This window comes from Pseudomonas sp. ATCC 13867 (assembly GCF_000349845.1).
Taxonomy (GTDB): Bacteria; Pseudomonadota; Gammaproteobacteria; order Pseudomonadales; family Pseudomonadaceae; genus Pseudomonas.
In genome coordinates this window covers 3,704,013-3,724,950 of sequence record NC_020829.1, presented here as the reverse complement: position 1 = coordinate 3,724,950, position 20,938 = coordinate 3,704,013, and the positions used below count along the sequence as shown (strand labels likewise).

Here is a 20,938-nt window from a genome sequence, read left to right as displayed (position 1 = left end):
GTTGTCTCCTGAGGATTCACAGGCTCTTGTCTTCGAGGCCGGAGGGGGCGAGGCCGGCCAGCGTCTTGTCCAGCCAGGCCGGCTGGCGGCCTTCGGCCTCCGCGGCTTCCTTGCGCTGTACGGCGTTGCGCACCGACAGTCCGCCGACATAGCGCAGCGGTTCGGGAGGGAAACGCTTGGGCTGGCGGCCGACCAGGCCGCAGCGGCTCCATTCGTCGTCGAGGCCCAGCGCCAGGCTGGCGAGGATGCGTCCGCCAAGGCGACTGGGGCCGACGCCGTTGCCGCTCCAGCCGACGCCGTAGACGATGTGCGGTGCGCCGTCCAGATGGCCGAACACCGGCAGGCTGTCATAGGTGCGGTCGATCGGGCCACTCCAGGCATGGGTGATGGGCACGTCCGCCAACTGCGGGTAGCTGCGGCGGAAGTCCCGCTCGGTGTCCTCGTTCAATTGCGGGTTGTCGTCATAGCTGCCGTCGATCCGGCTGGCATAGCTGATCATGCCGGTGCCCTTGCCGAAGGCGATGCGCCCGTCGTGGGTGGTCCGGTAGTAGTCGACCATCAGTTGCGAGTCAGTGATCGCTTCGCCGCCGGTCCAGCCGATCTGCTCCAGGCGTTGCGGGATCGGCGCCGTGGCGACGATGGTGCTGGTGACCGGCAGGATGGTCCGGCGCAGTTCGGGGATCGCCGCCGCCCAGGCGTTGTGCGCGAGCACCACACGCCGGGCCCTGACGCAGCCCTCGGGGGTGCGCAGTTGCGCGGGCTGGCCGCGCTGGAAGTCCAGCAGGGGGGTGTTCTCGTAGATCCGTACGCCCTTTTCCAGCGCCACGCGGCGCAGGCCCCTGGCCAGGCGCGCCGGCTGCACAGTAGCGTTGCTGGCTTCGATCACTCCTTCGAGATGGCGCGGGGAGCCGCTGCGGCGAGCGACTTCAGCGTCGGGCAGCGACTGGAAGACCGGCTCGCCCAGGCGCTCGCAGGTACGCTGGACATCCTTCCAGGCGCCGCGCTGGGCATCGCTGGTGGCGGTCCACAGCCAGCCGTTGCGGCGGAAGTGCGCATCGATCCGGTGCTCGGCGCAGAACTCGCCGATCTCGCCGATCGCCGCCGCCGAGGCCCGCGCCAGGCGCAGCGCTTCCTCCTTGCCGCACTGTGCGGCCAGCGAACTGATCTTCGGCCACCAGGACATCACGAAGCCGCCGTTGCGCCCCGAGGCGCCGCCGCCGCAGATGTCGCGCTCGATGATCGCCACCCGGCAGCCAGGCTCCAGCTCCAGCAGGCGCAGGGCGGTCCAGAGGCCGACGAAGCCACCGCCGACGATCGCCACATCCACCTCCAGCTCGCCGTTCAGGGCGGGCGTCGGGTCCAGTTCGGCGGCAATTTCCTGCAGCCACAGAGAGCGTTTCATCAGTCTGATCCCATGCATGTCTCGATGCGGCACTCTGGTCCGGGCGGCGCCTGGCGGACAATCGTGCATTGCATGGAATTCCCCGGCGCAGCTCATACAAACGTACGAGCGTCATCCGCTCCGGGCTGCCGCAGGCTGAACGAATATGTCGCAGCCCCGTAAGCGGACAGTGGCCGAGTCCCGATAAGCTCGGCGGACCGATGACCGCCCGGTCGGGAGGGTCAATCGAGGGTCACACTGCCCGGTTGTACCTGTGATCCGCACCAAGACGCGCAAGCGAACTACGCTCAATCCAATAATTCGAGCCAAGCGGAGTAACACCATGGCGTTCTTCACCGCAGCCAGCAAAGCCGACTTCCAGCAACAACTGCAGGCGGCCCTGGCGCAGCACGTCGACGACAAGGGTCTGCCACAAGTGGCCCTGTTCGCCGAACAGTTCTTCGGCTTCATCTCCCTCGACGAATTGACCCAGCGCAGGCTGTCCGACCTGGTCGGCTGCACCCTGTCGTCCTGGCGCATGCTGGAGCGGTTCGACCCCGCCCAGCCCGAGGTGCAGGTGTACAACCCCGATTACGAGAAGCACGGCTGGCAATCCACGCACACCGCCGTGCAGGTGCTGCATCCGGACCAGCCGTTCCTGGTCGACTCGGTGCGCATGGAACTGAACCGCCGCGGCTACAGCATCCACACCCTGCAGACCAACGTGCTGAGTGTGCGCCGCAACGCCAAGGGCGAACTGCTGGAAGTCCTGCCCAAGGGCACCCACGGCAAGGACGTGCATCAGGAATCGCTGATGTACCTGGAGATCGACCGCGCCTCGCATATCGGCGAGCTGCGCACGCTGGAGAAGAGCCTGCTCGACGTGCTGGGCGAGGTGCGCCTGGCGGTGGCCGACTTCCCGGACATGCGCGCCAAGGCCGAAGACCTGCTGGCCTGGCTGGGCAAGTCCAAGTCCAAGGCCCGCGCGGAAGAGACCACCGAGGTGCGTGCCTTCCTCGAATGGCTGCTGGACAACCATTTCACCTTCCTCGGCTACGAGGAGTTCACCGTCGTCGACGAAACCGACGGCGGACGCATGATCTACGACGAGAAGTCCTTCCTCGGTGTGGCCAAGCTGCGGCGTACCGGCCTCAGCCAACAGGAGCTGCACATCGAGGACTACGCGGTGGCCTACCTGCGCGAACCGCTGCTGCTGTCCTTCGCCAAGGCCTCGCACCCCAGCCGCGTGCATCGCCCGGCCTACCCGGATTACGTGTCGATCCGCGAGATCGACGCCAAGGGCAAGGTGCTGCGCGAGTTCCGCTTCATGGGCCTGTTCACCTCCTCGGTCTACAACGACAGCGTGACCCAGATCCCGTCGATCCGCGGCAAGGTGCTGGAAGTCGAGCGCCGCTCCGGTTTCGACGCCAATGCCCACCTGGGCAAGGAACTGGCCCAGGTGCTGGAAGTGCTGCCGCGCGACGACCTGTTCCAGACCTCGGTGGACGAACTGTTCGCCACCGCCATGTCCATCGTGCAGATCCAGGAACGCAACAAGATCCGCCTGTTCCTGCGCAAGGACCCGTACGGCCGCTTCGCCTACTGCCTGGCGTACGTGCCGCGCGACATCTATTCCACCGAGACGCGCATCAAGATCGAGCAGGTCCTGCGTGAGCGCCTGAAGGCCAGCGACTGCGAGTTCTGGACCTTCTTCTCCGAATCCACCCTGGCGCGCGTGCAGTTCATCCTGCGCGTCGACCCGAAGAACCGCATCGACGTCGACGCCGCGCAACTGGAGCAGGAAGCCATCCAGGCCTGCCGCTCCTGGCAGGACGACTACGCCGCGCTGGTGCTGGAAAACTTCGGCGAAGGCCAGGGCAACAACCTGCTCGAAGACTTCCCCAAAGGCTTCCCGGCCGGCTACCGCGAGCGCTTCGCAGCGCACTTCGCGGTGGTGGACCTGCAGCACCTCTCCAGCCTGTCGGACAAGCGTCCGCTGGTGATGAGCTTCTACCAGCCGCTGGCCCAGGGTGAGCAGCAACTGCACTGCAAGCTTTACCACGCCGACACGCCGCTGGCGCTGTCGGACGTCCTGCCGATCCTGGAGAACCTCGGCCTGCGCGTGCTCGGCGAGTTCCCCTATCGCCTGCGCCACAGCAACGGCCGCGAATACTGGATCCACGACTTCGCCTTCACCTACGCCGAAGGCCTGGACGTCAACATCCAGGAACTCAACGAGACCCTGCAGGACGCCTTCGTCCACATCGTCAACGGCGATGCCGAGAACGACGCCTTCAACCGCCTGGTGCTGACCGCCGGCCTGGCGTGGCGCGACGTGGCGCTGCTGCGTGCCTACGCCCGCTACCTCAAGCAGATCCGCCTGGGCTTCGACCTGGGTTACATCGCCAGCGCGCTGAACGCCCATGTGGACATCGCCCGCGAACTGGTGCGCCTGTTCAAGACCCGCTTCTACCTGGCCCGCAAGCTCACCGCCGAGGACCTGGGCGACAAGCAGCAGAAGCTGGAACAGGCCATCCTCGCCGCTCTGGACAACGTCCAGGTGCTCAATGAAGACCGCATCCTGCGGCGCTATCTCGACCTGATCAAGGCGACCCTGCGCACCAACTTCTACCAGCCGGATGCCGCCGGGCAGAACAAGAGCTACTTCAGCTTCAAGTTCAACCCCAAGGCCATCCCGGAAATCCCGCGGCCGACGCCGAAGTTCGAAATCTTCGTCTACTGCCCGCGCGTGGAAGGCGTGCACCTGCGTTTCGGCGACGTGGCCCGTGGCGGCCTGCGCTGGTCCGACCGCGAGGAAGACTTCCGCACCGAAGTGCTGGGCCTGGTGAAGGCGCAGCAGGTGAAGAACGCGGTGATCGTGCCCACCGGCGCCAAGGGCGGCTTCATTCCGCGCCGGCTGCCGGTCGGCGGCAGCCGTGACGAGATCCAGGCCGAAGCCATCGCCTGCTACCGCATCTTCATCTCCGGCCTGCTGGATATCACCGACAACCTCAAGGAAGGCCAGGTCGTGCCGCCGGCCAACGTGGTCCGCCACGACGCCGACGACCCCTACCTGGTGGTGGCGGCCGACAAGGGCACCGCAACCTTCTCCGACATCGCCAACGGCATTTCCGCCGAATACGACTTCTGGCTCGGCGACGCCTTCGCCTCCGGGGGCTCCGCCGGCTATGACCACAAGGGCATGGGCATCACCGCCCGTGGCGGCTGGGTCTCGGTACAGCGTCACTTCCGCGAGCGCGGCATCGACGTGCAGAAGGACAGCGTCAGCGTCATCGGCATCGGCGACATGGCGGGCGACGTGTTCGGTAACGGCCTGCTGATGTCCGACAAGCTGCAGATGGTCGCGGCCTTCAACCATATGCACATCTTCCTCGACCCCAATCCGGACCCGGCGGCGAGCTTCGCCGAGCGCCAGCGCCTGTTCAATCTGCCGCGCTCCAGCTGGGCCGACTACGACGCCTCGCTGATCTCGGCCGGCGGCGGCATCTTCCTGCGCAGCGCGAAGAGCATCACGCTGACCCCGGAAGTCCGCGCGCGCTTCGACATCGACGCCGAACGCCTGACCCCGACCGAGCTGATCCACACGCTGCTCAAGGCGCCGGTGGACCTGCTGTGGAACGGCGGCATCGGCACCTACGTGAAGTCCAGCAAGGAATCCCACGCCGACGTCGGCGACAAGGCCAACGACGGCCTGCGCGTGGACGGCCGCGACCTGCGGGTGAAGGTGGTGGGCGAGGGCGGCAACCTCGGCATGACGCAGCTGGCGCGGGTCGAGTTCGGCCTCAGCGGCGGCGCCTGCAACACCGACTTCATCGACAACGCCGGTGGCGTGGACTGCTCCGACCACGAAGTGAACATCAAGATCCTGCTCAACGAGGTGGTGGCCGCCGGCGACATGACCGGCAAGCAGCGCAACAAGCTGCTGGCGGAGATGACCGACCAGGTCTCCGGGCTGGTGCTGGGCAACAACTACAAGCAGACCCAGGCGCTGTCCCTGGCCGAACGCCGTGCCCGCGAGCGCATCGCCGAGTACAAGCGGCTGATGACCGACCTGGAAGGCCGCGGCAAGCTGGACCGCGCGCTGGAATTCCTGCCCAGCGACGACGCCCTGGCCGAGCGCATCGCCGCCAACCAGGGGCTGACCCGTGCCGAGCTGTCCGTGTTGATCTCCTGGAGCAAGATCGACCTGAAGGAACAGCTGTTGGGTTCCCTGGTGCCGGACGACGACTACCTGACCCGCGACATGGAAACCGCCTTCCCGCAGACCCTGGTCGAAACCTTCGGCCCGGCCATGCGCAAGCATCGCCTGAAGCGCGAGATCGTCAGCACGCAGATCGCCAACGATCTGGTCAACCACATGGGCATCACCTTCGTGCAGCGCCTGAAGGAGTCCACCGGCATGACGCCGGCGAATGTGGCCGGCGCCTACGTGATCGTGCGCGATGTCTTCCACTTGCCGCACTGGTTCCGCCAGATCGAGGCGCTGGACTACCAGGTGCCGGCGGAAGTGCAGCTGACCCTGATGGACGAACTGATGCGCCTGGGTCGCCGTGCTACCCGCTGGTTCCTGCGCAGCCGCCGCAACGAGCAGGATGCCGCTCGCGACGTGGCGCACTTCGGACCGCGCATCGCCGCCCTCGGCCTCAAGCTCAACGAACTGCTCGAAGGCCCGACCCGCGAGCTGTGGCAGGCGCGCTACCAGGCGTATGTGGATGCCGGCGTGCCGGAGCTGCTGGCGCGCATGGTCGCCGGCACCAGCCACCTCTACACCCTGCTGCCGATCGTCGAGGCGGCGGATGTCACCGGCCGCGACCCGGCCGACGTGGCGCGCGCCTACTTCGCCCTGGGCAGCGAGCTGGAACTGACCTGGTACCTGCAGCAGATCAGCTCCCTGCCGGTGGAGAACAACTGGCAGGCGTTGGCCCGCGAGGCCTTCCGCGACGACCTGGACTGGCAGCAGCGGGCGATCACCGTCTCGGTGCTGCAGATGCAGGACGGCCCGGCGGAAATCGATCAGCGCGTGGCCCTCTGGCTGGCGCAGCATGCGCCGATGGTCGAGCGCTGGCGCACCATGCTCACCGAGCTGCGTGCCTCCAACAGCACCGACTATGCGATGTACGCCGTGGCCAACCGGGAACTGCTCGACCTGGCGCAAAGCAACCAGCACGGCGTGTGCATCCCCTGATGCGCACCGCCAACTGATCTTTCGATGCTCCAGCCCCGCCTTGTGCGGGGCTTTTTTTCAGACACGAGCCACCCGGCTCAGGGCAGAGCGAGACGCTATACAGGTAGGAGCGAGCTTGCTCGCGAACCGCACCCTGCCGTGGCTTGGGCATGTCCCCGGCCACGAGCGCCCATGAAACGCTTCGTATGGCGCGGAAAAAATCGAGATGAGGAAAGTTGCTACCGCAGCCTCACCGGCATGCGCCAGAACATTCAGCTTCCGCTGCGTCCATCCTCTCGCGGCTCGGTCAGCGCGCGGCGGTACTTGGCGTAGAGCTCGTCGGACATATTGCTGGAGCCGAGGATCTTCAGCGCGAAGGACTTCACTTCGTCGTTGCTGTAAGGCTCCGGCCGAGGCGCAGACTGGCTGCTGCAACCTGCCAGCCACAGCGGCGTGATCAGGGTCAGTAAGGCAAGGGCACGGTTCATCGGGTTTACCCGTAGAGGGAGCGGAATGGATGCGAGGCTATCAACTGCACGGATCGCGCAGAAATCATCCCGTTTGATAGTGAGTATCGTTATGGCGACTTCCGACAGGTCGGTCTGTAAGAAGGTTCCCTACTTACGGCGTTTTTTCGTGATTGCGGATATCCTTCGCGGCTGTTCATCTCTTCTCAGGACCTCCCCATGAAAGCGCAACTCGTCGAACTCCTCACACTGATCAGCTCGGGCTGCCTGGGCGAGGCGGAGATCGAGCAGATCGCCGACGAGGCCACCCAGGCCTACGCCGATCCGAAGGCGTTCCACGCGGCCAACCCGGACATCAACTACGACGACAGCTTCCCGATTCCCCTGGGGGAGTGGGTGGTGGTGGGCAGCCTCCCGGAAATCGTGCTGTTCCAGGGTGACAGCTATGAAGAGTTGTTCGGGGAGATTCGTGCGTCCTTCGATCCGGGCGTCAACTTCGTCCTGCAGGCCAAGCAACTGCGCAAGGCCGAGCCGCTCGTGGCGCTGAACCGCATCCAGACCCAACTGGGCGCGCTCTACCCCGAGAAGGGTGGCTATGTCCTGGTGGACTTCAGCGAGCCGCTGGATGACGAGCTGCAGTGCGTGCTGGTCTACCGCAACGACCTGGAGCGCGCCATGAACCTTTGCGTGGAGATCGGCATTCCCGCGGCTCCCGCACTGGAAGCCGCGCAGTACGCCGCTCAGGAGTGATCGAAGTCCTTGGGCGATGGGCGAAAGCTGCCGATATGGGTCGGCAGCCAGCGGTAATAGAAGTGAAAGGCGAACAACCGGGGATGCCGACAGGTGCAGAGCGTCGCCTGGCGGTCGAGCGCTGGCGCCTGCATGTGCAGCAGGCCGATGTGCTGGAACTCTCGCAGCGCATGGCACTCTTCATGGACGAGCAGCACTTGCTTGCCGCGCGCCAGGTCTGCCGCGTGAAGGCAGATCCGTGGCAGCAGGGGCAGGCTCATTTCGCCGAGTCGGCCTGTTTGAGCAGGGCGCTCAGGTCCACCAGGAGCTGGCCGCCAATGATGCGCGAAGGCACCTCACCGAGGTCGATCCATCGCTGCACCACGATCAGCCGGTCGCCCATGCCGATCAATTGCGCAAAGCGCTCGGGCGTCAGGTAGTACTTGCCCTCGATGAGGTCCGGGGAGAACGGTTCTTCCACTTTCATGCTGCATCCTGCACCATCGGAAATTGCTCGAAACGGCAGGTTCGAGCCCCTGTGAAAGGATAATTTTATCCTAATTGTTAGGAATTTATAGCCGGACTATACAGTCTCGGACACGGATGACATATGGTGAAGAAACGTTTCCTGTTCACTGCAGGAGAAAGACTACGGGCGCTTCGTGCGCTGACTGGCCTGTCGCGCCGCGCATTTGCCGAAACAGTCGGTATGAAAGAGAAAGATGTGGAGAACATCGAGTACGGCAACCAGCGCATGCGCGACGAGGACTTCGAAAAAGTCTGCAGCGAGTATCAGGATTTCAGCCGCTGGATCACCTACGAAGGGCCGATCGACTCCGCCGAGGTGACCTGGAAGGTCGCCGATTCCGCCCAGCGCGCCGCGGTCTATCTGGTCAAGCGCCATCCGCAGTTGCTCGCCACCAGCAACCTGAGCCTGGAAGAGTGGCAGGCGCGCCACCGTGAGGTGCTGGAAAGCCTGAGCGAGGAAGAGCGCCGGATCAGCGAGGACGATGCTGCCGAGTAGCGCGGCGGATCTCAGCCGGTCGAGCTGGCGCGTCGCAGGTAGTCGATGACGTCCGCGGCACCGGCCTCCCGCAGGCCCTGGCCGAAGGCGTCGGATTGCGGATGATCCTTGGGCAGCAGCAGGCTTTCCGGGGTTTCCGTGTTGAACAGACCGAAGCGCGCGTAGGGCATGCCGGTGTCCAGCAGCAGGTCCATGAACGCCGGGTCGCTCCAGGCCCGCGCCGGCATTGCCAGCATGTGGAAGCCGCGATCCAGTTCATCCAGCACCGCTGCGTGCAGCTCGAAGCACTGAATGACCGCCGGCAGCGTGATCTCCAGCCCTCGCCGCCGGGCATAGACCACGGCGCAGGCCATCTCGCAGGCGTGATTGTCGTCATCCCAGAACAGCCGGTCGCCATGCCAGCTGGCGCGCCGCAACTGCAAGGCGGCCTTGCGCTGGAAACCCGGCAGCGCCTGGCCGAGAACCTTGGTGAAGTCGTTGTAGCTGATGATCCGCACCTTGCGGCAGTTGTCGCTTTGCGTCAGTTCGTCCAGTGTTGCCAGGGTGCTGTCCTGCAGTGAGCGGTGGCACAGGCCGTCCAGCGTGCGCAGGTCGAGGGCCGGATGCTCGTCGCGGTGGCTGCCGACCAGGCGCTTGAGCACCGCGTGGATGCGCGCCTTGTCTTCCTGGACCGGCCCGGACAGCGCTCCGCGCGGCAGGTCGATCAGGCGGTGGAGCGGTGCGCCGGACTGCCAGCCGATGCCGCTGGCGAAGGCGCCGGGGGCCTCGAACGGCAGGGAAAGGGTACGGCTGCGTTGCGCGACATTGTGGGCATCGGCGCCGCCAAGTCCCAGGCGCTGGGCGAGGGCGGACAAGCGGCTGGTCATGCTGCGGTGGCGAGGGGGCTGGCTCATGTTCGACGCAAGACTCCCGATGGCCGGACGGTCAGTGCAGGAAGCGCCGAAGCGGATGCGCGGCGAATTGCCCTAAGCATAGAAAACCCTGGCGCCATGTGGCGCATGCGTTGCGGCAAAAATCTTCCTATCACTCGGGGGAGACCTCCGTGGCTTGCATGGTGCTGAACATCTGCCTGCCGGCGCACCGGTTGCAGGCAGTCTATCGTGGCACGCCATCGCGTGCGGGGGCCGACCTCGATGGTCGCTGCCGGTCCATCCTCTGCGGCCTTTCAGCCCGCGCCCGAGCGTGCGGGTCGCTTCGAACGGGCAATTCGATGGCCCCGGGCGGTCGCTGGCGTCGCAGCGCCTCGCCTGAGCGGGGTGCCGCCAGCTATAATAGCGCCCCATTTTGCCGACCGATGCCCGACCATGTACAGCCTGGCCCGCGAGCTCCTGTTCAAGCTTTCCCCGGAAACGTCCCACGAACTGTCCATCGACCTGATCGGTGCCGGCGGCCGCCTTGGCCTCAATGGCCTGGTCACCCAGTTGCCGGTGAGCCTGCCGGTGAAGGTGATGGGGCTGGAGTTCGCCAACCCGGTGGGATTGGCCGCAGGCCTGGACAAGAACGGCGACGCCATCGATGGCTTTGCGCAACTGGGCTTCGGTTTCGTCGAGATCGGCACAGTCACCCCGCGCCCCCAGCCGGGCAACCCCAAGCCACGCCTGTTCCGCCTGCCGCAGGCCACTGCGATCATCAATCGCATGGGCTTCAACAACCACGGCGTCGATCACCTGATCGAGCGAGTCAAGGCGGCGAAATACCGTGGCGTGCTGGGCATCAACATCGGCAAGAACTTCGATACGCCCGTGGAACGCGCGGTGGACGACTACCTGATCTGCCTGGACAAGGTCTATGGCCACGCCAGCTATGTGACGGTCAACGTCAGCTCGCCCAATACCCCCGGCCTGCGCAGCCTGCAGTTCGGCGACTCGCTCAAGCAACTGCTCGAAGCCCTGCGCCAGCGCCAGGAAGACCTGGCCGTGCAGCACGGCCGCCGTGTGCCGCTGGCGATCAAGATCGCTCCGGACATGAGCGACGAGGAAACCGCGATGGTCGCCAGCGCGCTGGTGGAGGCGGGCATGGACGCGGTGATCGCCACCAACACCACGCTGAGCCGCGAAGGCGTCGAGCACCTGCCCTTCGGCGATGAGGTGGGCGGGCTGTCCGGCGCGCCGGTACGCGAGAAGAGCACCCACATCGTCAAGGTACTGGCGGGTGAGCTGGGTGGGCGCCTGCCGATCATCGCCGCGGGCGGTATCACCGAAGGCATCCATGCGGCGGAGAAGATCGCCGCCGGAGCGAGCCTGGTGCAGATCTATTCGGGCTTCATCTACAAGGGCCCGGCGCTGATCCGCGAGGCGGTGGATGCAATCGCCGCGGCCCAGCGGGGATAAGGACGGTAGAAATAAGTAGGGCTCCTTTCGGAGCCCTTGGGCTTGCGCCCTTTTCCGCCCGGATGGGGCGGCTTGGGGAAGTCGGTGTGGTCCGTCGATTCAGCCGTTCGCGTGCTGCATCTGATTCAGACGTTGAATACCGGCGGTGCCGGTCAAACCATCCCAGTTGTCGCCACGGCCCTCACGCCAGCCATTGAGCCAGGATTGCCGAGCGGTGGGATGGGTAAACGGACAGAGGTCGCGAGATTTTCCAGTGATGCCGTGCTGATAACCGCGCAAAAAGGCTCTTTCCAACGGATCACGCTTAAGTCTTCTCATAGGGTGTTGCCCTCACTTGTTGACTGTTATGTCCCGTTGGCCCCCCAGGGAGGCCGGGCGGAAATTTCCGCCAATGGGGCGCATTGCCGGCGTGACGCGCCCCGCCCGTTATCATTGCGATAACGGATTAAGCTGAGTTCTAACCAAAGCCCAAGGGGCTGTGAACAACCAATTTGTCATAAAGACTTAACTCTTATGGAATCAAGCCATAAGCGTTTGCCCGGTTGGAGAGTGCCACCATCGCGTAATCCACCAGGGACGTGGGGTTGTACCGGGTCAAGGGGAAAGTGTGTCTAATTGCGACTTTCTCTCATTCCGACGAGTGGGCCGGTGATATGCGACTCGAGGTCGCAGACAGGTTGAACGACTGTCCCGGAAAATGAACACCGATTGCTGTCCGCGGGAAATCCCCCGCGCGGATGGCCGACAGAGCTCCCTGGTGGAGCTTCATGAAAAAGAGAGGGCTGCGGCCCGGGAAGATTGACATGGCGGAACACTACGAACTTTTCCTGACCTGCCCCAAGGGGCTCGATGGCCTGTTGCTGGACGAGGCGCAGGCCTTGGGTCTTGAGGAGGCGCGCGCACAGGTATCGGCGGTGCGCGGGCAGGGCGACCTGGAGACGGCCTATCGCCTGTGCCTGTGGTCGCGCCTGGCGAATCGGGTGTTGCTGGTGCTGTCGCGTTTCCCGGTGAGCAATGCCGAAGACCTGTACATGGGCGTCAATGCCGTTCAATGGAGCGATCACCTGGACGCCGGCGGCAGCCTTGCCGTGGAGTTCAGCGGCAAGGGCTCGGGCATCGACAACACCCACTTCGGTGCGCTGAAGGTGAAGGACGCCATCGTCGACAACCTGCGCGCCGAGTTCGGCAAGCGCCCGACGGTGGACAAGGTCAATCCGGACATCCGCGTGCACCTGCACCTGGACCGCGGCCAGGCCGTCCTGTCGCTGGACCTTTCCGGCCACAGCCTGCATCAGCGCGGTTACCGTCTGCAGCAGGGCGCCGCGCCGCTGAAGGAAAACCTCGCCGCCGCCGTGCTGATCCGCGCCGGTTGGCCGAAGATCGCCGCCGAAGGCGGCGCGCTGTCCGACCCGATGTGCGGCGTCGGTACCTTCCTGATCGAGGCTGGCCTGATCGCCGCCGATGTGGCGCCGAACCTCAAGCGCGAGCGCTGGGGCTTCAGCAACTGGCTGGGCCATGTGCCGGCCATCTGGAAGAAGCTGCTCGAAGAAGCCCTGCATCGGGCTGACGTCGGCCTTTCGAAGACCCCGTTGTGGATTCGCGGCTACGAGGCCGACCCGCGCCTGATCCAGCCGGCGCGCAACAACATCGAACGTTCCGGTCTGGCCGAATGGGTGAAGATCTACCAGGGCGAACTGGCCACCTTCGAGCCGCGTCCGGACAAGGGCCAGAAGGGCCTGATCATCTGCAACCCGCCCTACGGCGAGCGCCTGGGCGATGAAGCCAGCCTGCTGTATCTCTACCAGCACCTGGGCGAGCGTCTGCGCCAGAGCTGCCTGGGCTGGAGCGCCGGGGTGTTCACCGGGGCGCCGGAGCTGGGCAAGCGCATGGGCATCCGCAGCCACAAGCAGTACGCCTTCTTCAACGGCGCGCTGCCTTGCAAGCTGATCATGCTCGACGTGGAGCCGCGCCAGTTCGTGACCGGCGATCGGGGTGAGCGCAGCGAGTCGGCGCCGACCCAGGGTCCGGCGGTGATCGAGCAGGCCCGCCTGAGCGAAGGCGGGCAGATGTTCGCCAATCGCCTGCAGAAGAACCTCAAGGCGCTGGGCAAGTGGGCGCGCAAGGAAAAGATCGAGTGCTACCGCCTGTATGACGCGGACATGCCCGAGTACGCCCTGGCCGTGGACCTGTACCGCGACTGGGCACATGTACAGGAGTACGCCGCGCCCAAGTCCATCGACCCGGCCAAGGCCCAGGCCCGCTTGCTCGACGCGCTGGCGGCGCTGCCGCAGGCGCTGGGTATTCCCACCGAGCGCATCGTGATCAAGCGTCGCGAGCGTCAGGCCGGCAAGAAGCAGTACGAGCGGCAGAGCGCCGAAGGTCGCTTCATGGAAGTGGAAGAGGGCGGCGTCAAGCTGCTGGTCAACCTGACCGATTACCTCGACACCGGCCTGTTCCTCGACCACCGCCCGATGCGCCTGCGCATCCAGCGCGAGGCCCAGGGCAAACGCTTCCTCAACCTGTTCTGCTACACCGCTACGGCGACCGTGCATGCGGCAAAGGGCGGGGCGCGCAGCACCACCAGCGTCGATCTGTCCAAGACCTATCTGGACTGGGCGCGGCGCAACCTGTCGCTGAACGGCTTCTCCGACAAGCAGCGTCTGGTGCAGAGCGACGTGATGGAGTGGCTGCGGGAAGATCGTGGCGAATATGAGCTGATCTTCATCGATCCGCCGACCTTCTCCAACTCCAAGCGCATGGAAGGCGTGTTCGACGTGCAGCGCGACCAGGTCGAACTGATCGACCTGGCGATGGCGCGCCTGGCCAAGGGGGGAGTGCTGTACTTCTCCAACAACTTCCGCAAGTTCGAACTGGATGAGGGCGTGGCGGCGCGTTATCAGGTCGAGGAGATCAGTGCGCAGACCCTGGACCAGGATTTCGCGCGCAATAGCAGGATCCACCGGGCCTGGCGCATCAGCATACGTTGATGCCGGCTGGCGCACGGCACGCCGTGGCCGTGCGTCGAGTGGCTTTCGGGCAATCTGCCATCATCTGCTATAAGAACTGGGTACCCTTTCCGCAGCCCTGAACGCGGGAGTCCCCATGACTCAGTTGCCGGCCTATGAGCAATTGCCTGCCGCTCAGGGAGTCGCCCGCCAAAAGAAGGCGCTGCGCGCGGCCGGCCTGGTGCTCGCCGCCGGGGTGCTGCTGACGGGCCTGCTGGGTTGGAATGTCTGGCGCAACGCGCGCACGGCGCTGGAGCAACAGTTCGCCCTGGCGGCCAACGAGCGGGTCGACCGGGTGCGTGAGCGGTTGCTGTTGCAGCGCAGCGAGCTCGAATCCATCCAGCGCTTCTTCGAGAACTCCAATGAGGTATCGCGCGAGGAGTTCGAGCATTTCGTCAGCCCCTTGCTGGGCGATGCCCTGGGGTATGCCTGGCTACCCAGGATCGAACACGGCGGGCGCGCGGTGTTCGAGGCGCAGGTCCAGGCGTCGGGGATGCTCGACTATCAGCTCCATGAGCTGGGCCCACAGGGCGATCCGGTTCCCGCGCAGGTTCGTGAGCGCTACTTCCCCGTGCTCTACGGAGCTTCCGAGTATCTGCAGGAGTTGCCGCTCGGACTCGACCTGGGTTCCACCTTGCCGGGGCGCGAACTGACGCAGCGGGTGCTCATCGGACGACAACTGACGGCTTCGATGCCCGTGGTCCTGCCCGGCGCTCCCGTGGCGGATGCGGCCGGCGTCCTGTTGGCCGCGCCGTTCTACCGAGGCGGCGTGACGACCGCCGCCGGAGAGGAAGGCCGTGGCGGCCTGCTGGGTATCCTGGTAGCGGCGATCAGCTACCGCCTGCTGATCGAGCAGGGCATGGATGCCGACAGCCTGGCGCAACTGGCCCTGACCCTGCGCGACAGTGCGGAGGAGCAGCCGGATCCGCCGATGTATCGCAGTGCGGTGATGGCCGCGCCGGATTCCGGCCTGGTGGCGGAGCGGCATCTGGATTTCGCCGGGCGGGACTACCTCGTCCGTATCGAGCCTTCCCGGGATTTTCTGCAGCGCAACGAGGGCCATCCACAGTTATGGGTGGTCTTGGGCGGACTGCTGACGTCGCTGCTGCTGGCGGGGTATGTACTGGCGCTGCTGGGGCAGCGTCAGCGGGCGTTGCAGCTGGTGGCGGAGCGCACTGCCGAGCTGCGTGCCAACCAGCTGGAGCTCCAGGAGAACCAGGCACGCCTGCACTTCGCGATGGACAGCGCCGGACACGGCGTGTGGGACTGGAACCTCGATCTGGGCAAGGTGTTCTACTCCCATGCCTGGAAAGCCATGCTGGGGTTCCGCGCGGCGGAGATCGGTGCGAGTCCGGACGAGTGCGCGCGCCGGGTTCATCCTGACGACCGGACCGCGCGCAGCGAGGCCCTGCAACGGCATCTGTGCGGCGAGACGTCGCTGTACCAGAGCGAGCACCGCTTGCGCTGCAAGAGCGGCCGCTGGCTGTGGGTGCTGGATCGCGGCCAGGTGGTGGAGCGGAGCGGCGAGGGTTCGCCGCGACGGATGATCGGTACGCAGACCGATATCAGTTCACGCAAGGCGGTGGAGCTGGAGCTGGGGGAGGTCAACAATCGCCTGCACGGGCTGCTCGATGCGGCGACCCAGGTCGCCATCGTGTCCACCGATCTGCGAGGCTTCGTACGCAGCTGCAACGTCGGCGCCGAACGCCTGTTCGGCTACAGCGCGCGGGAGGTGCTGGGCCGACCGGTGCCGGAGAATATCTTCGTCAAAGAGGAAATCCTCCGCCGGGCGCATGACCTGTCGATTGCGCTGGGACGCGAAATCCGCGGCTTCGAAGTCGTTGGCGCGCTGGTTGGCGAGGGGCATGAGGAGCATGAATGGACCTGTGTTCGCCGGGACGGCCGGCAGTTGAAGATCAATCTGATCATTACCGGCGTACGAGACTCCTCGGGCGTGCTGACCGGCTACCTGGGCATCGCCACTGACATCACCCGACGCAAGGAAGCGGAGTTGGAGTTGCGGCGGCTCTCGGTGACCGACGCGCTGACAGGGGTGCACAACCGGCGGTACTTCAAGGAGCAACTGGAACTGAGCATGGCGCGCTGCTCACGCAGCGGCGAGCCGCTGGCGCTGGTGATGTTCGACGTCGACCATTTCAAGGACATCAACGACCGTTTCGGCCATGAGGCGGGCGACACCGTGCTGATCACGCTGTGCCAGAGAGTCTCCCAGCGCCTGCGCAAGGTGGATGTGTTCTGCCGGCTGGGCGGGGAAGAGCTGGTGGTGCTCTGTCCGGGCAGTTCTGTGGAGCAGGCGGCGCAGTTGGCCGAAGCGCTGTGGCAGGCGCTGCGGAGTCAGCCCGTGGAGGGCGTCGGTGTGGTGACCGCCAGCTTCGGGGTGGTCGGTTGGCGTCTCGGCGAGACGGCCGACGATCTGCTGCGCAAGGTGGACCGCGCGGTTTACCGGGCGAAGCGCTCGGGGCGTGATCGGCTGGAACGCGACGACGGATGAGGACCCCGGCATGGACCGGGGGCCTTGCGTATCAGCCGCCGGTGCGCCTGGTGCTGCTGTAGAGGTCCAGCAATACCTGGTCGAGGATGGACGAGGCCCCCCAAGGCCGATTGCTGTTGAGGATCGCCACCACCACCCAGTTGCGTCCGTTGGCGTCGCGGCTGAAGCCGGCCAGGGCGCGGACCGTGTTCAGCGTACCGGTCTTGACGTGCGCCTCACCGGCCATCGGGGTGCCGCGCAGGCGTTTGCGCATGGTGCCGTCCTTCGCCACGATCGGCAGCGAGGAGATGTACTCGGCGGCATAGGGGCTGTGCCAGGCGGCTTGCAGCATCGCGGCCATCTCGCGAGCGCTGACGCGCTCGTCGCGGGACAGGCCGGAGCCGTTCTCCATCACCAGGTGCGTGGCGGTGATGCCCTTGCGGGCCAGCCATTGGCGAATCACCCGCTGCGCGGCCTGGGCGTCATCGGCATCGGCACTGTTGCGGAAGCGTTCGCCCAGGGAGAGGAACAGCTGGCGCGCCATCGTGTTGTTGCTGAATTTGTTGATGTCACGGATGACTTCCACCACGTCCGGTGAGTTGGCGCGAGCGACCAGCGTGGCGCTCTTGGGCACGTTGCCTTCGCGGTCCTTGCCCATGATGCTGCCGCCCAGCTCCCGCCAGATGCCGCGAACGGCACCGGCGGTGTAGCCCGGATGGTCGAGCAGCGACATGTAGGTCTGCGCGCTGCAGCCCGATGGGATCTGGCCGGTTGCCACCAGCGAGGTGCCGTCGAACTGGGTGACGGGGTTGAAACGCAGTTTCGGCCAGGCCGGGCAGGGCGCCGCCTTGCTGACCTTGACCTGGTTGTCGATACGCACGTTGGCCAGCGGCGGGTCCATCAGCACGCTGGCCTTTCCGCCGTCGGAGCGCACGACCAGGCGCACGCTCTTGAGGTTGACCAGCAGGGAGTCGGGGCCGACCAGGAAGGGTTTGTTGTCGTCGCCGCCGTCGTCGTTGAACACCGGCAACTGCGGAATGTTGAAGTAGCTGCGGTCCAGCACCAGGTCGCCGGTGACCTTGCTGACGCCATTGGCGCGCAGGTCACGCATGAGCAGCCAGAGCTTCTCCATGTTCAGCTTGGGGTCGCCGCCGCCCTTGAGGTACAGGTTGCCGTTGAGCACGCCGTCCCTGAGCTGGCCGTCGGTGTAGAACTCGGTCTGCCATTGGTACGTCGGGCCGAGCATTTCCAGGGCGGCGTAAGTGGTGAACAGCTTCATGGTTGACGCCGGGTTCACCGAGACATCGGCGTTGAAGTAGGTTGGATTGCCGGGGCCGTCGAGGGGAATCATCACCAGCGACAGCGCGTCATTGGTCAACTTGCTGGCCTTCAGGGCCTTTGCAACGCGGTCGGGCAGGGTGGTGTTGATCTGGGCCAGTGCCGGCAGGGTGAAGGGTAATAATGTGGCGAAGGCGAGAACACGCAGCGATTTGAACATAGGAAAGGTGACATCCCAGTGGTCGGGCATTGACTTGAAAAAATGAAAAGATGAAACGCAACAATACGAATGAGCAGCTCCTTGTTTCCCCGGAGCTGCGGACATTATGCCGCAAGCTGCCGCGTGTTGCGCTGGGCAACACATGCCAGTTGTCATGGGAGCGGCGGTGGAGCTGTTAGAGTTGTGGATGGCCTGCCCGGGGAGCGTCGGGCAGTAGTTGGAATAATCATGATAAGGCCGACCTGTCGCCTTATCCGCAGGAGGTTGTCAGATGGCCACCAATCGTTCTCGTCGTTTGCGCAAGAAGTTGTGTGTCGATGAGTTCCAGGAGTTGGGATTCGAATTGAGCTTCCAGTACCAGTCCGGTCTGGATGCAACGGCGATTGCGGCCTTCATGCAGCGCTTCGCGTCGGATGCGGTGGAGCCCAACGAGCTGGTGTACGGCGGGTGTGACGAATACGGCTTCATCTGCCTGGCGCACCGTGGCTCGGTCAGCGAAGAACAGCGCGCCACTGTGGATGGCTGGCTCAGGCAACAGCCGGAGCTGGCCGCTTTCACGGCGGGACCGTTGATGGATGCCTGGTATCCGGATCAGCCCATCAACGCCAAGACGGAATGAGGGCGTGCGCCGGATGCGCTCGCTGCGCAACGCGGCGGTGCATCCAGGCGCTCCGGGCCGTTACCCGGCCTTCTCCCCCAGGGCTTGCAATAGCGTCCGCTGGCCCAGGGGCTTGGACAGGCAGGCTAGAACGGGGAGGCCGCTGCTTTTGAGCTGCTTTTCCAGCCTCTGCAGCTCGTCTTCCTCCCTGTAACTGAACAGTATCGCCTGCTGTATGCCGCCACTGCTGGCCAGCTCGGTGAGCAGCTCTATGCCGTTGGTATCCGGAAGGTTGATGTCGCACAGCAGCAGGTCGAAGGGTTTTTCACGCCGTTGACAGGCTTCCCTGGCCTCCTCGGCGTCCAGCGCGGGAGTCAGGTAGAAGAACCCCATTCGGTTGAGGTGCATCTGCATGGCGATCAACTGAAAGGGGTGATCCTCGACGACCAGGATGGCGAGCGTGCTGTCCTGCATGGCGGTTTCTCCTGGGGTTCTGGGGTGTCTGAGCATCGGGTGGGGGCTGATGGCGCGGGTTGGCGTCTGGTAGTGCCCGGTCCTGTTTCGATATGGCTGCTCCGTTCAGGATGTTGCAGGTCGGCTATTTCCAGATTGATGGAGCGATTATTGAGTTGGTGGGTGGAGCTGTCCTTTTCAATGAAGGTTAGTGACTTATCGATGGTAAACCAGGTTGGTTGAAGTTTCAGGTCGTGAACTTTCATAAATCCAGAAGAGTGTGTGAAGTGACTTGCTCTGGGTTTTTGCTTATTCATCGAGTAGATCTTTCTGCGCCGCACTCTGAAGTGGTTGGGGAATTTATCGTCGGTTGTAAGGGGTGAAATCTTGATTCGCGAGCACTTGGTGAATTGCATTGACGGCAATGTCGGGATAAATGAGTTTGGTTTTTCCTATCCAGGATCTCTATAAACACTGTTCTGCTCTTGTAGTCTCGATAGATAGATGGATTTTTCAACTCCACCCAGAACTTGGAGTTTGTACCGATAGGCCAGATGCAATATCGCTTGGCACAGCTCGGGCGATAACTCGCTGACCCGTATCGCTGGCCTTGACCAGATACGTCTGGGTGGCCAGTCGGAGGGTGCTCAAACCGTCCATGCCCGGCCCGTGGGCATCGCAGGTCACGATGCCTACGCCTCCGCTCTGGCGGAGCTGCAGCAAGGCGTCCTGTTCGTTGGTTGCAGCTTGTATCCCCCGATAGTCGAGAGTCTGCAGGGGGCATGTAGTGGACTGCCTGGGGAGCGGGTGATCCTCCAGAACCATCAGCAGAGGAGAGGTCATGTGGGAAATCCGTTGGTGCCGGAGCTTTCTGTCGATGGTGCTGATCTGACCGAGGAATCGATGTCGGTGTTTCGCTTGTTTGGTGTCGGAAGATTCTTATTGAGAATTAGATGCGGGAGCGGGATTTGTATATTCAGGCGGGTGAATGATCAGGATTTAGGAGTTTTGTAGGATATCTACGCTTGTTGTGTAGGAATTCCCCTTGATGCTGAATATCGAGGGGGGGACGTCTCGACAGAACAGGCCTAGAAGATATCTTACCGACAGATATTCGATTCCATGAAACTGTCGGAGGGATTCCGTGAGCAAGGTACTTATTGTCGATGATCACCCGGTTATCCGCATGGCAATGCGCGTGTTGCTGGAGAAAGAATGCCATGTCGTCGTGGGTGAGGCCGACAACGGCGTGGATGCGCTCTCTATGGTCAAGGACCTGGTTCCGGATCTGGTGGTTCTGGATATTGGCATCCCCCGGCTGGATGGCCTGGAGGTCATCAGCCGAATCTCTGCCTTCGACCTGCCGCTGAAAATCCTGGTCCTGACCGGGCAGAGCGCCTCCCTGTTCGCCATGCGCTGCATGCAGGCCGGTGCCTCGGGCTTCGTCTGCAAGCAAGGCGGACTGGCCGAGCTGATCAGTGCGGTCAGCGCCGTGGTGGCGGGATACAACTACTTCCCCAGCACGGCTATCCGGCAGACGCGCAGGAACAATGGACAGCTGGATGACCAGGAACTCATCCAGCGCCTCTCCGATCGCGAGATGGCCGTACTCCAGTACCTGGCGAATGGTTACTCGAACAAGGAGATTTCCGAGCAGATGTTCATCAGCAACAAGACCGTCAGCACCTACAAGACGCGACTGCTGCTGAAGCTGAATGCTCATTCCCTGGTCGACCTGATTGAGTTTGCCAAGCGTAACGCGCTGGTTTGAGGTGTG

The 20,938-nt window shown here is 64.2% G+C and carries 16 protein-coding genes; 8 read left to right on the top strand and 8 right to left on the bottom strand.

Annotated elements, in window-relative coordinates; genetic code table 11:
* Positions 1-16 precede the first annotated feature (16 nt).
* The gene (locus H681_RS16510; protein ID WP_015478021.1) at positions 17-1,402 is read right to left on the bottom strand and encodes an NAD(P)/FAD-dependent oxidoreductase; all 1,386 of its coding nucleotides are present in this window, start codon (positions 1,400-1,402) and stop codon (positions 17-19) included.
* Between the two features lie 322 nt (positions 1,403-1,724).
* On the opposite strand from H681_RS16510, the gene H681_RS16505 reads away from it, so the two are divergent.
* Positions 1,725-6,587: an NAD-glutamate dehydrogenase gene (locus tag H681_RS16505; protein ID WP_015478020.1), complete on the top strand. Its 4,863-nt coding sequence runs from the start codon at positions 1,725-1,727 to the stop codon at positions 6,585-6,587.
* Positions 6,588-6,838: 251 nt separating this feature from the next.
* Here the strand turns inward: H681_RS16505 and H681_RS16500 are convergent, their stop codons facing one another.
* Positions 6,839-7,054, bottom strand: a complete 216-nt coding sequence (locus tag H681_RS16500; protein WP_015478019.1) for a hypothetical protein — start codon at positions 7,052-7,054, stop codon at positions 6,839-6,841.
* Between the two features lie 198 nt (positions 7,055-7,252).
* Here H681_RS16500 and H681_RS16495 point away from each other — a divergent pair, with 198 nt between their 5' ends.
* Complete coding sequence (locus tag H681_RS16495) at positions 7,253-7,783, top strand: hypothetical protein (protein ID WP_015478018.1); 531 nt, start codon at positions 7,253-7,255, stop codon at positions 7,781-7,783.
* Here H681_RS16495 and H681_RS16490 read toward each other — a convergent pair.
* Both H681_RS16490 and H681_RS16485 read right to left on the bottom strand, forming a co-directional pair.
* A complete protein-coding gene (locus H681_RS16490; protein ID WP_015478017.1) occupies positions 7,774-8,043 on the bottom strand; it encodes a hypothetical protein in 270 nt (89 codons plus the stop codon). The two genes, H681_RS16495 and H681_RS16490, sit on opposite strands and share 10 nt — an antisense overlap.
* Positions 8,040-8,249 (bottom strand): hypothetical protein, encoded by a 210-nt coding sequence (locus tag H681_RS16485; RefSeq protein ID WP_015478016.1) that lies wholly within the window; start codon positions 8,247-8,249, stop codon positions 8,040-8,042. The genes H681_RS16490 and H681_RS16485 overlap by 4 nt, the downstream gene beginning before the upstream one ends.
* 123 nt (positions 8,250-8,372) lie before the next feature.
* On the opposite strand from H681_RS16485, the gene H681_RS16480 reads away from it, so the two are divergent.
* Complete coding sequence (locus H681_RS16480; RefSeq protein ID WP_051070440.1) at positions 8,373-8,786, top strand: helix-turn-helix domain-containing protein; 414 nt, start codon at positions 8,373-8,375, stop codon at positions 8,784-8,786.
* 11 nt (positions 8,787-8,797) lie between these two features.
* Here the strand turns inward: H681_RS16480 and H681_RS16475 are convergent, their stop codons facing one another.
* Positions 8,798-9,679 carry a DUF6685 family protein gene (locus H681_RS16475; RefSeq protein WP_015478014.1) on the bottom strand — a complete coding sequence of 294 codons (882 nt, stop codon included), beginning with the start codon at positions 9,677-9,679 and terminating at the stop codon, positions 8,798-8,800.
* A 411-nt stretch (positions 9,680-10,090) separates the two neighbouring features.
* On the opposite strand from H681_RS16475, the gene H681_RS16470 reads away from it, so the two are divergent.
* Complete coding sequence (locus H681_RS16470) at positions 10,091-11,116, top strand: quinone-dependent dihydroorotate dehydrogenase (RefSeq protein WP_015478013.1); 1,026 nt, start codon at positions 10,091-10,093, stop codon at positions 11,114-11,116.
* Between the two features lie 99 nt (positions 11,117-11,215).
* On the opposite strand, the gene rmf is transcribed toward H681_RS16470, so the two are convergent.
* Positions 11,216-11,434, bottom strand: a complete 219-nt coding sequence (gene rmf / locus H681_RS25990; protein WP_015478012.1) for a ribosome modulation factor — start codon at positions 11,432-11,434, stop codon at positions 11,216-11,218.
* Between the two features lie 485 nt (positions 11,435-11,919).
* Here rmf and rlmKL point away from each other — a divergent pair, with 485 nt between their 5' ends.
* Positions 11,920-14,103 carry a bifunctional 23S rRNA (guanine(2069)-N(7))-methyltransferase RlmK/23S rRNA (guanine(2445)-N(2))-methyltransferase RlmL gene (gene rlmKL / locus H681_RS16465; RefSeq protein ID WP_015478011.1) on the top strand — a complete coding sequence of 728 codons (2,184 nt, stop codon included), beginning with the start codon at positions 11,920-11,922 and terminating at the stop codon, positions 14,101-14,103.
* Positions 14,104-14,218: 115 nt separating this feature from the next.
* Positions 14,219-16,633, top strand: coding sequence for a sensor domain-containing diguanylate cyclase (locus H681_RS16460; protein ID WP_015478010.1), 2,415 nt, complete (start codon positions 14,219-14,221; stop codon positions 16,631-16,633).
* 31 nt (positions 16,634-16,664) lie between these two features.
* Here the strand turns inward: H681_RS16460 and dacB are convergent, their stop codons facing one another.
* Complete coding sequence (gene dacB / locus H681_RS16455; protein WP_015478009.1) at positions 16,665-18,110, bottom strand: D-alanyl-D-alanine carboxypeptidase/D-alanyl-D-alanine endopeptidase; 1,446 nt, start codon at positions 18,108-18,110, stop codon at positions 16,665-16,667.
* 271 nt (positions 18,111-18,381) lie between these two features.
* Between dacB and H681_RS16450 the strand changes: the two genes are divergently transcribed.
* Complete coding sequence (locus H681_RS16450; protein WP_015478008.1) at positions 18,382-18,729, top strand: YggL family protein; 348 nt, start codon at positions 18,382-18,384, stop codon at positions 18,727-18,729.
* 60 nt (positions 18,730-18,789) lie between these two features.
* Here H681_RS16450 and H681_RS16445 read toward each other — a convergent pair whose 3' ends face one another.
* Entirely contained in the window at positions 18,790-19,182 is a 393-nt protein-coding gene (locus H681_RS16445) for a response regulator (protein WP_015478007.1), read from the bottom strand.
* 1,123 nt (positions 19,183-20,305) lie between these two features.
* Here H681_RS16445 and H681_RS16435 point away from each other — a divergent pair.
* The gene (locus H681_RS16435) at positions 20,306-20,932 is read left to right on the top strand and encodes a response regulator transcription factor (protein ID WP_015478005.1); all 627 of its coding nucleotides are present in this window, start codon (positions 20,306-20,308) and stop codon (positions 20,930-20,932) included.
* Positions 20,933-20,938 lie beyond the last annotated feature (6 nt).

Excerpts from the sequence above, each read along its gene's own strand:
- H681_RS16480 (WP_051070440.1), top strand. The coding sequence starts at position 8,373 with ATGGTGAAGAAACGTTTCCTGTTCACTGCAGGAGAAAGACTACGGGCG.
- H681_RS16485 (WP_015478016.1), bottom strand. The coding sequence starts at position 8,249 with ATGAAAGTGGAAGAACCGTTCTCCCCGGACCTCATCGAGGGCAAGTAC.
- H681_RS16475 (WP_015478014.1), bottom strand. The coding sequence starts at position 9,679 with ATGAGCCAGCCCCCTCGCCACCGCAGCATGACCAGCCGCTTGTCCGCC.
- H681_RS16450 (WP_015478008.1), top strand. The coding sequence starts at position 18,382 with ATGGCCACCAATCGTTCTCGTCGTTTGCGCAAGAAGTTGTGTGTCGAT.
- H681_RS16510 (WP_015478021.1), bottom strand. The coding sequence starts at position 1,402 with ATGAAACGCTCTCTGTGGCTGCAGGAAATTGCCGCCGAACTGGACCCG.
- H681_RS16470 (WP_015478013.1), top strand. The coding sequence starts at position 10,091 with ATGTACAGCCTGGCCCGCGAGCTCCTGTTCAAGCTTTCCCCGGAAACG.
- H681_RS16500 (WP_015478019.1), bottom strand. The coding sequence starts at position 7,054 with ATGAACCGTGCCCTTGCCTTACTGACCCTGATCACGCCGCTGTGGCTG.
- H681_RS16445 (WP_015478007.1), bottom strand. The coding sequence starts at position 19,182 with ATGCAGGACAGCACGCTCGCCATCCTGGTCGTCGAGGATCACCCCTTT.
- H681_RS16495 (WP_015478018.1), top strand. The coding sequence starts at position 7,253 with ATGAAAGCGCAACTCGTCGAACTCCTCACACTGATCAGCTCGGGCTGC.
- H681_RS16490 (WP_015478017.1), bottom strand. The coding sequence starts at position 8,043 with ATGAGCCTGCCCCTGCTGCCACGGATCTGCCTTCACGCGGCAGACCTG.
- rlmKL (WP_015478011.1), top strand. The coding sequence starts at position 11,920 with ATGGCGGAACACTACGAACTTTTCCTGACCTGCCCCAAGGGGCTCGAT.
- H681_RS16460 (WP_015478010.1), top strand. The coding sequence starts at position 14,219 with ATGACTCAGTTGCCGGCCTATGAGCAATTGCCTGCCGCTCAGGGAGTC.
- rmf (WP_015478012.1), bottom strand. The coding sequence starts at position 11,434 with ATGAGAAGACTTAAGCGTGATCCGTTGGAAAGAGCCTTTTTGCGCGGT.
- dacB (WP_015478009.1), bottom strand. The coding sequence starts at position 18,110 with ATGTTCAAATCGCTGCGTGTTCTCGCCTTCGCCACATTATTACCCTTC.
- H681_RS16505 (WP_015478020.1), top strand. The coding sequence starts at position 1,725 with ATGGCGTTCTTCACCGCAGCCAGCAAAGCCGACTTCCAGCAACAACTG.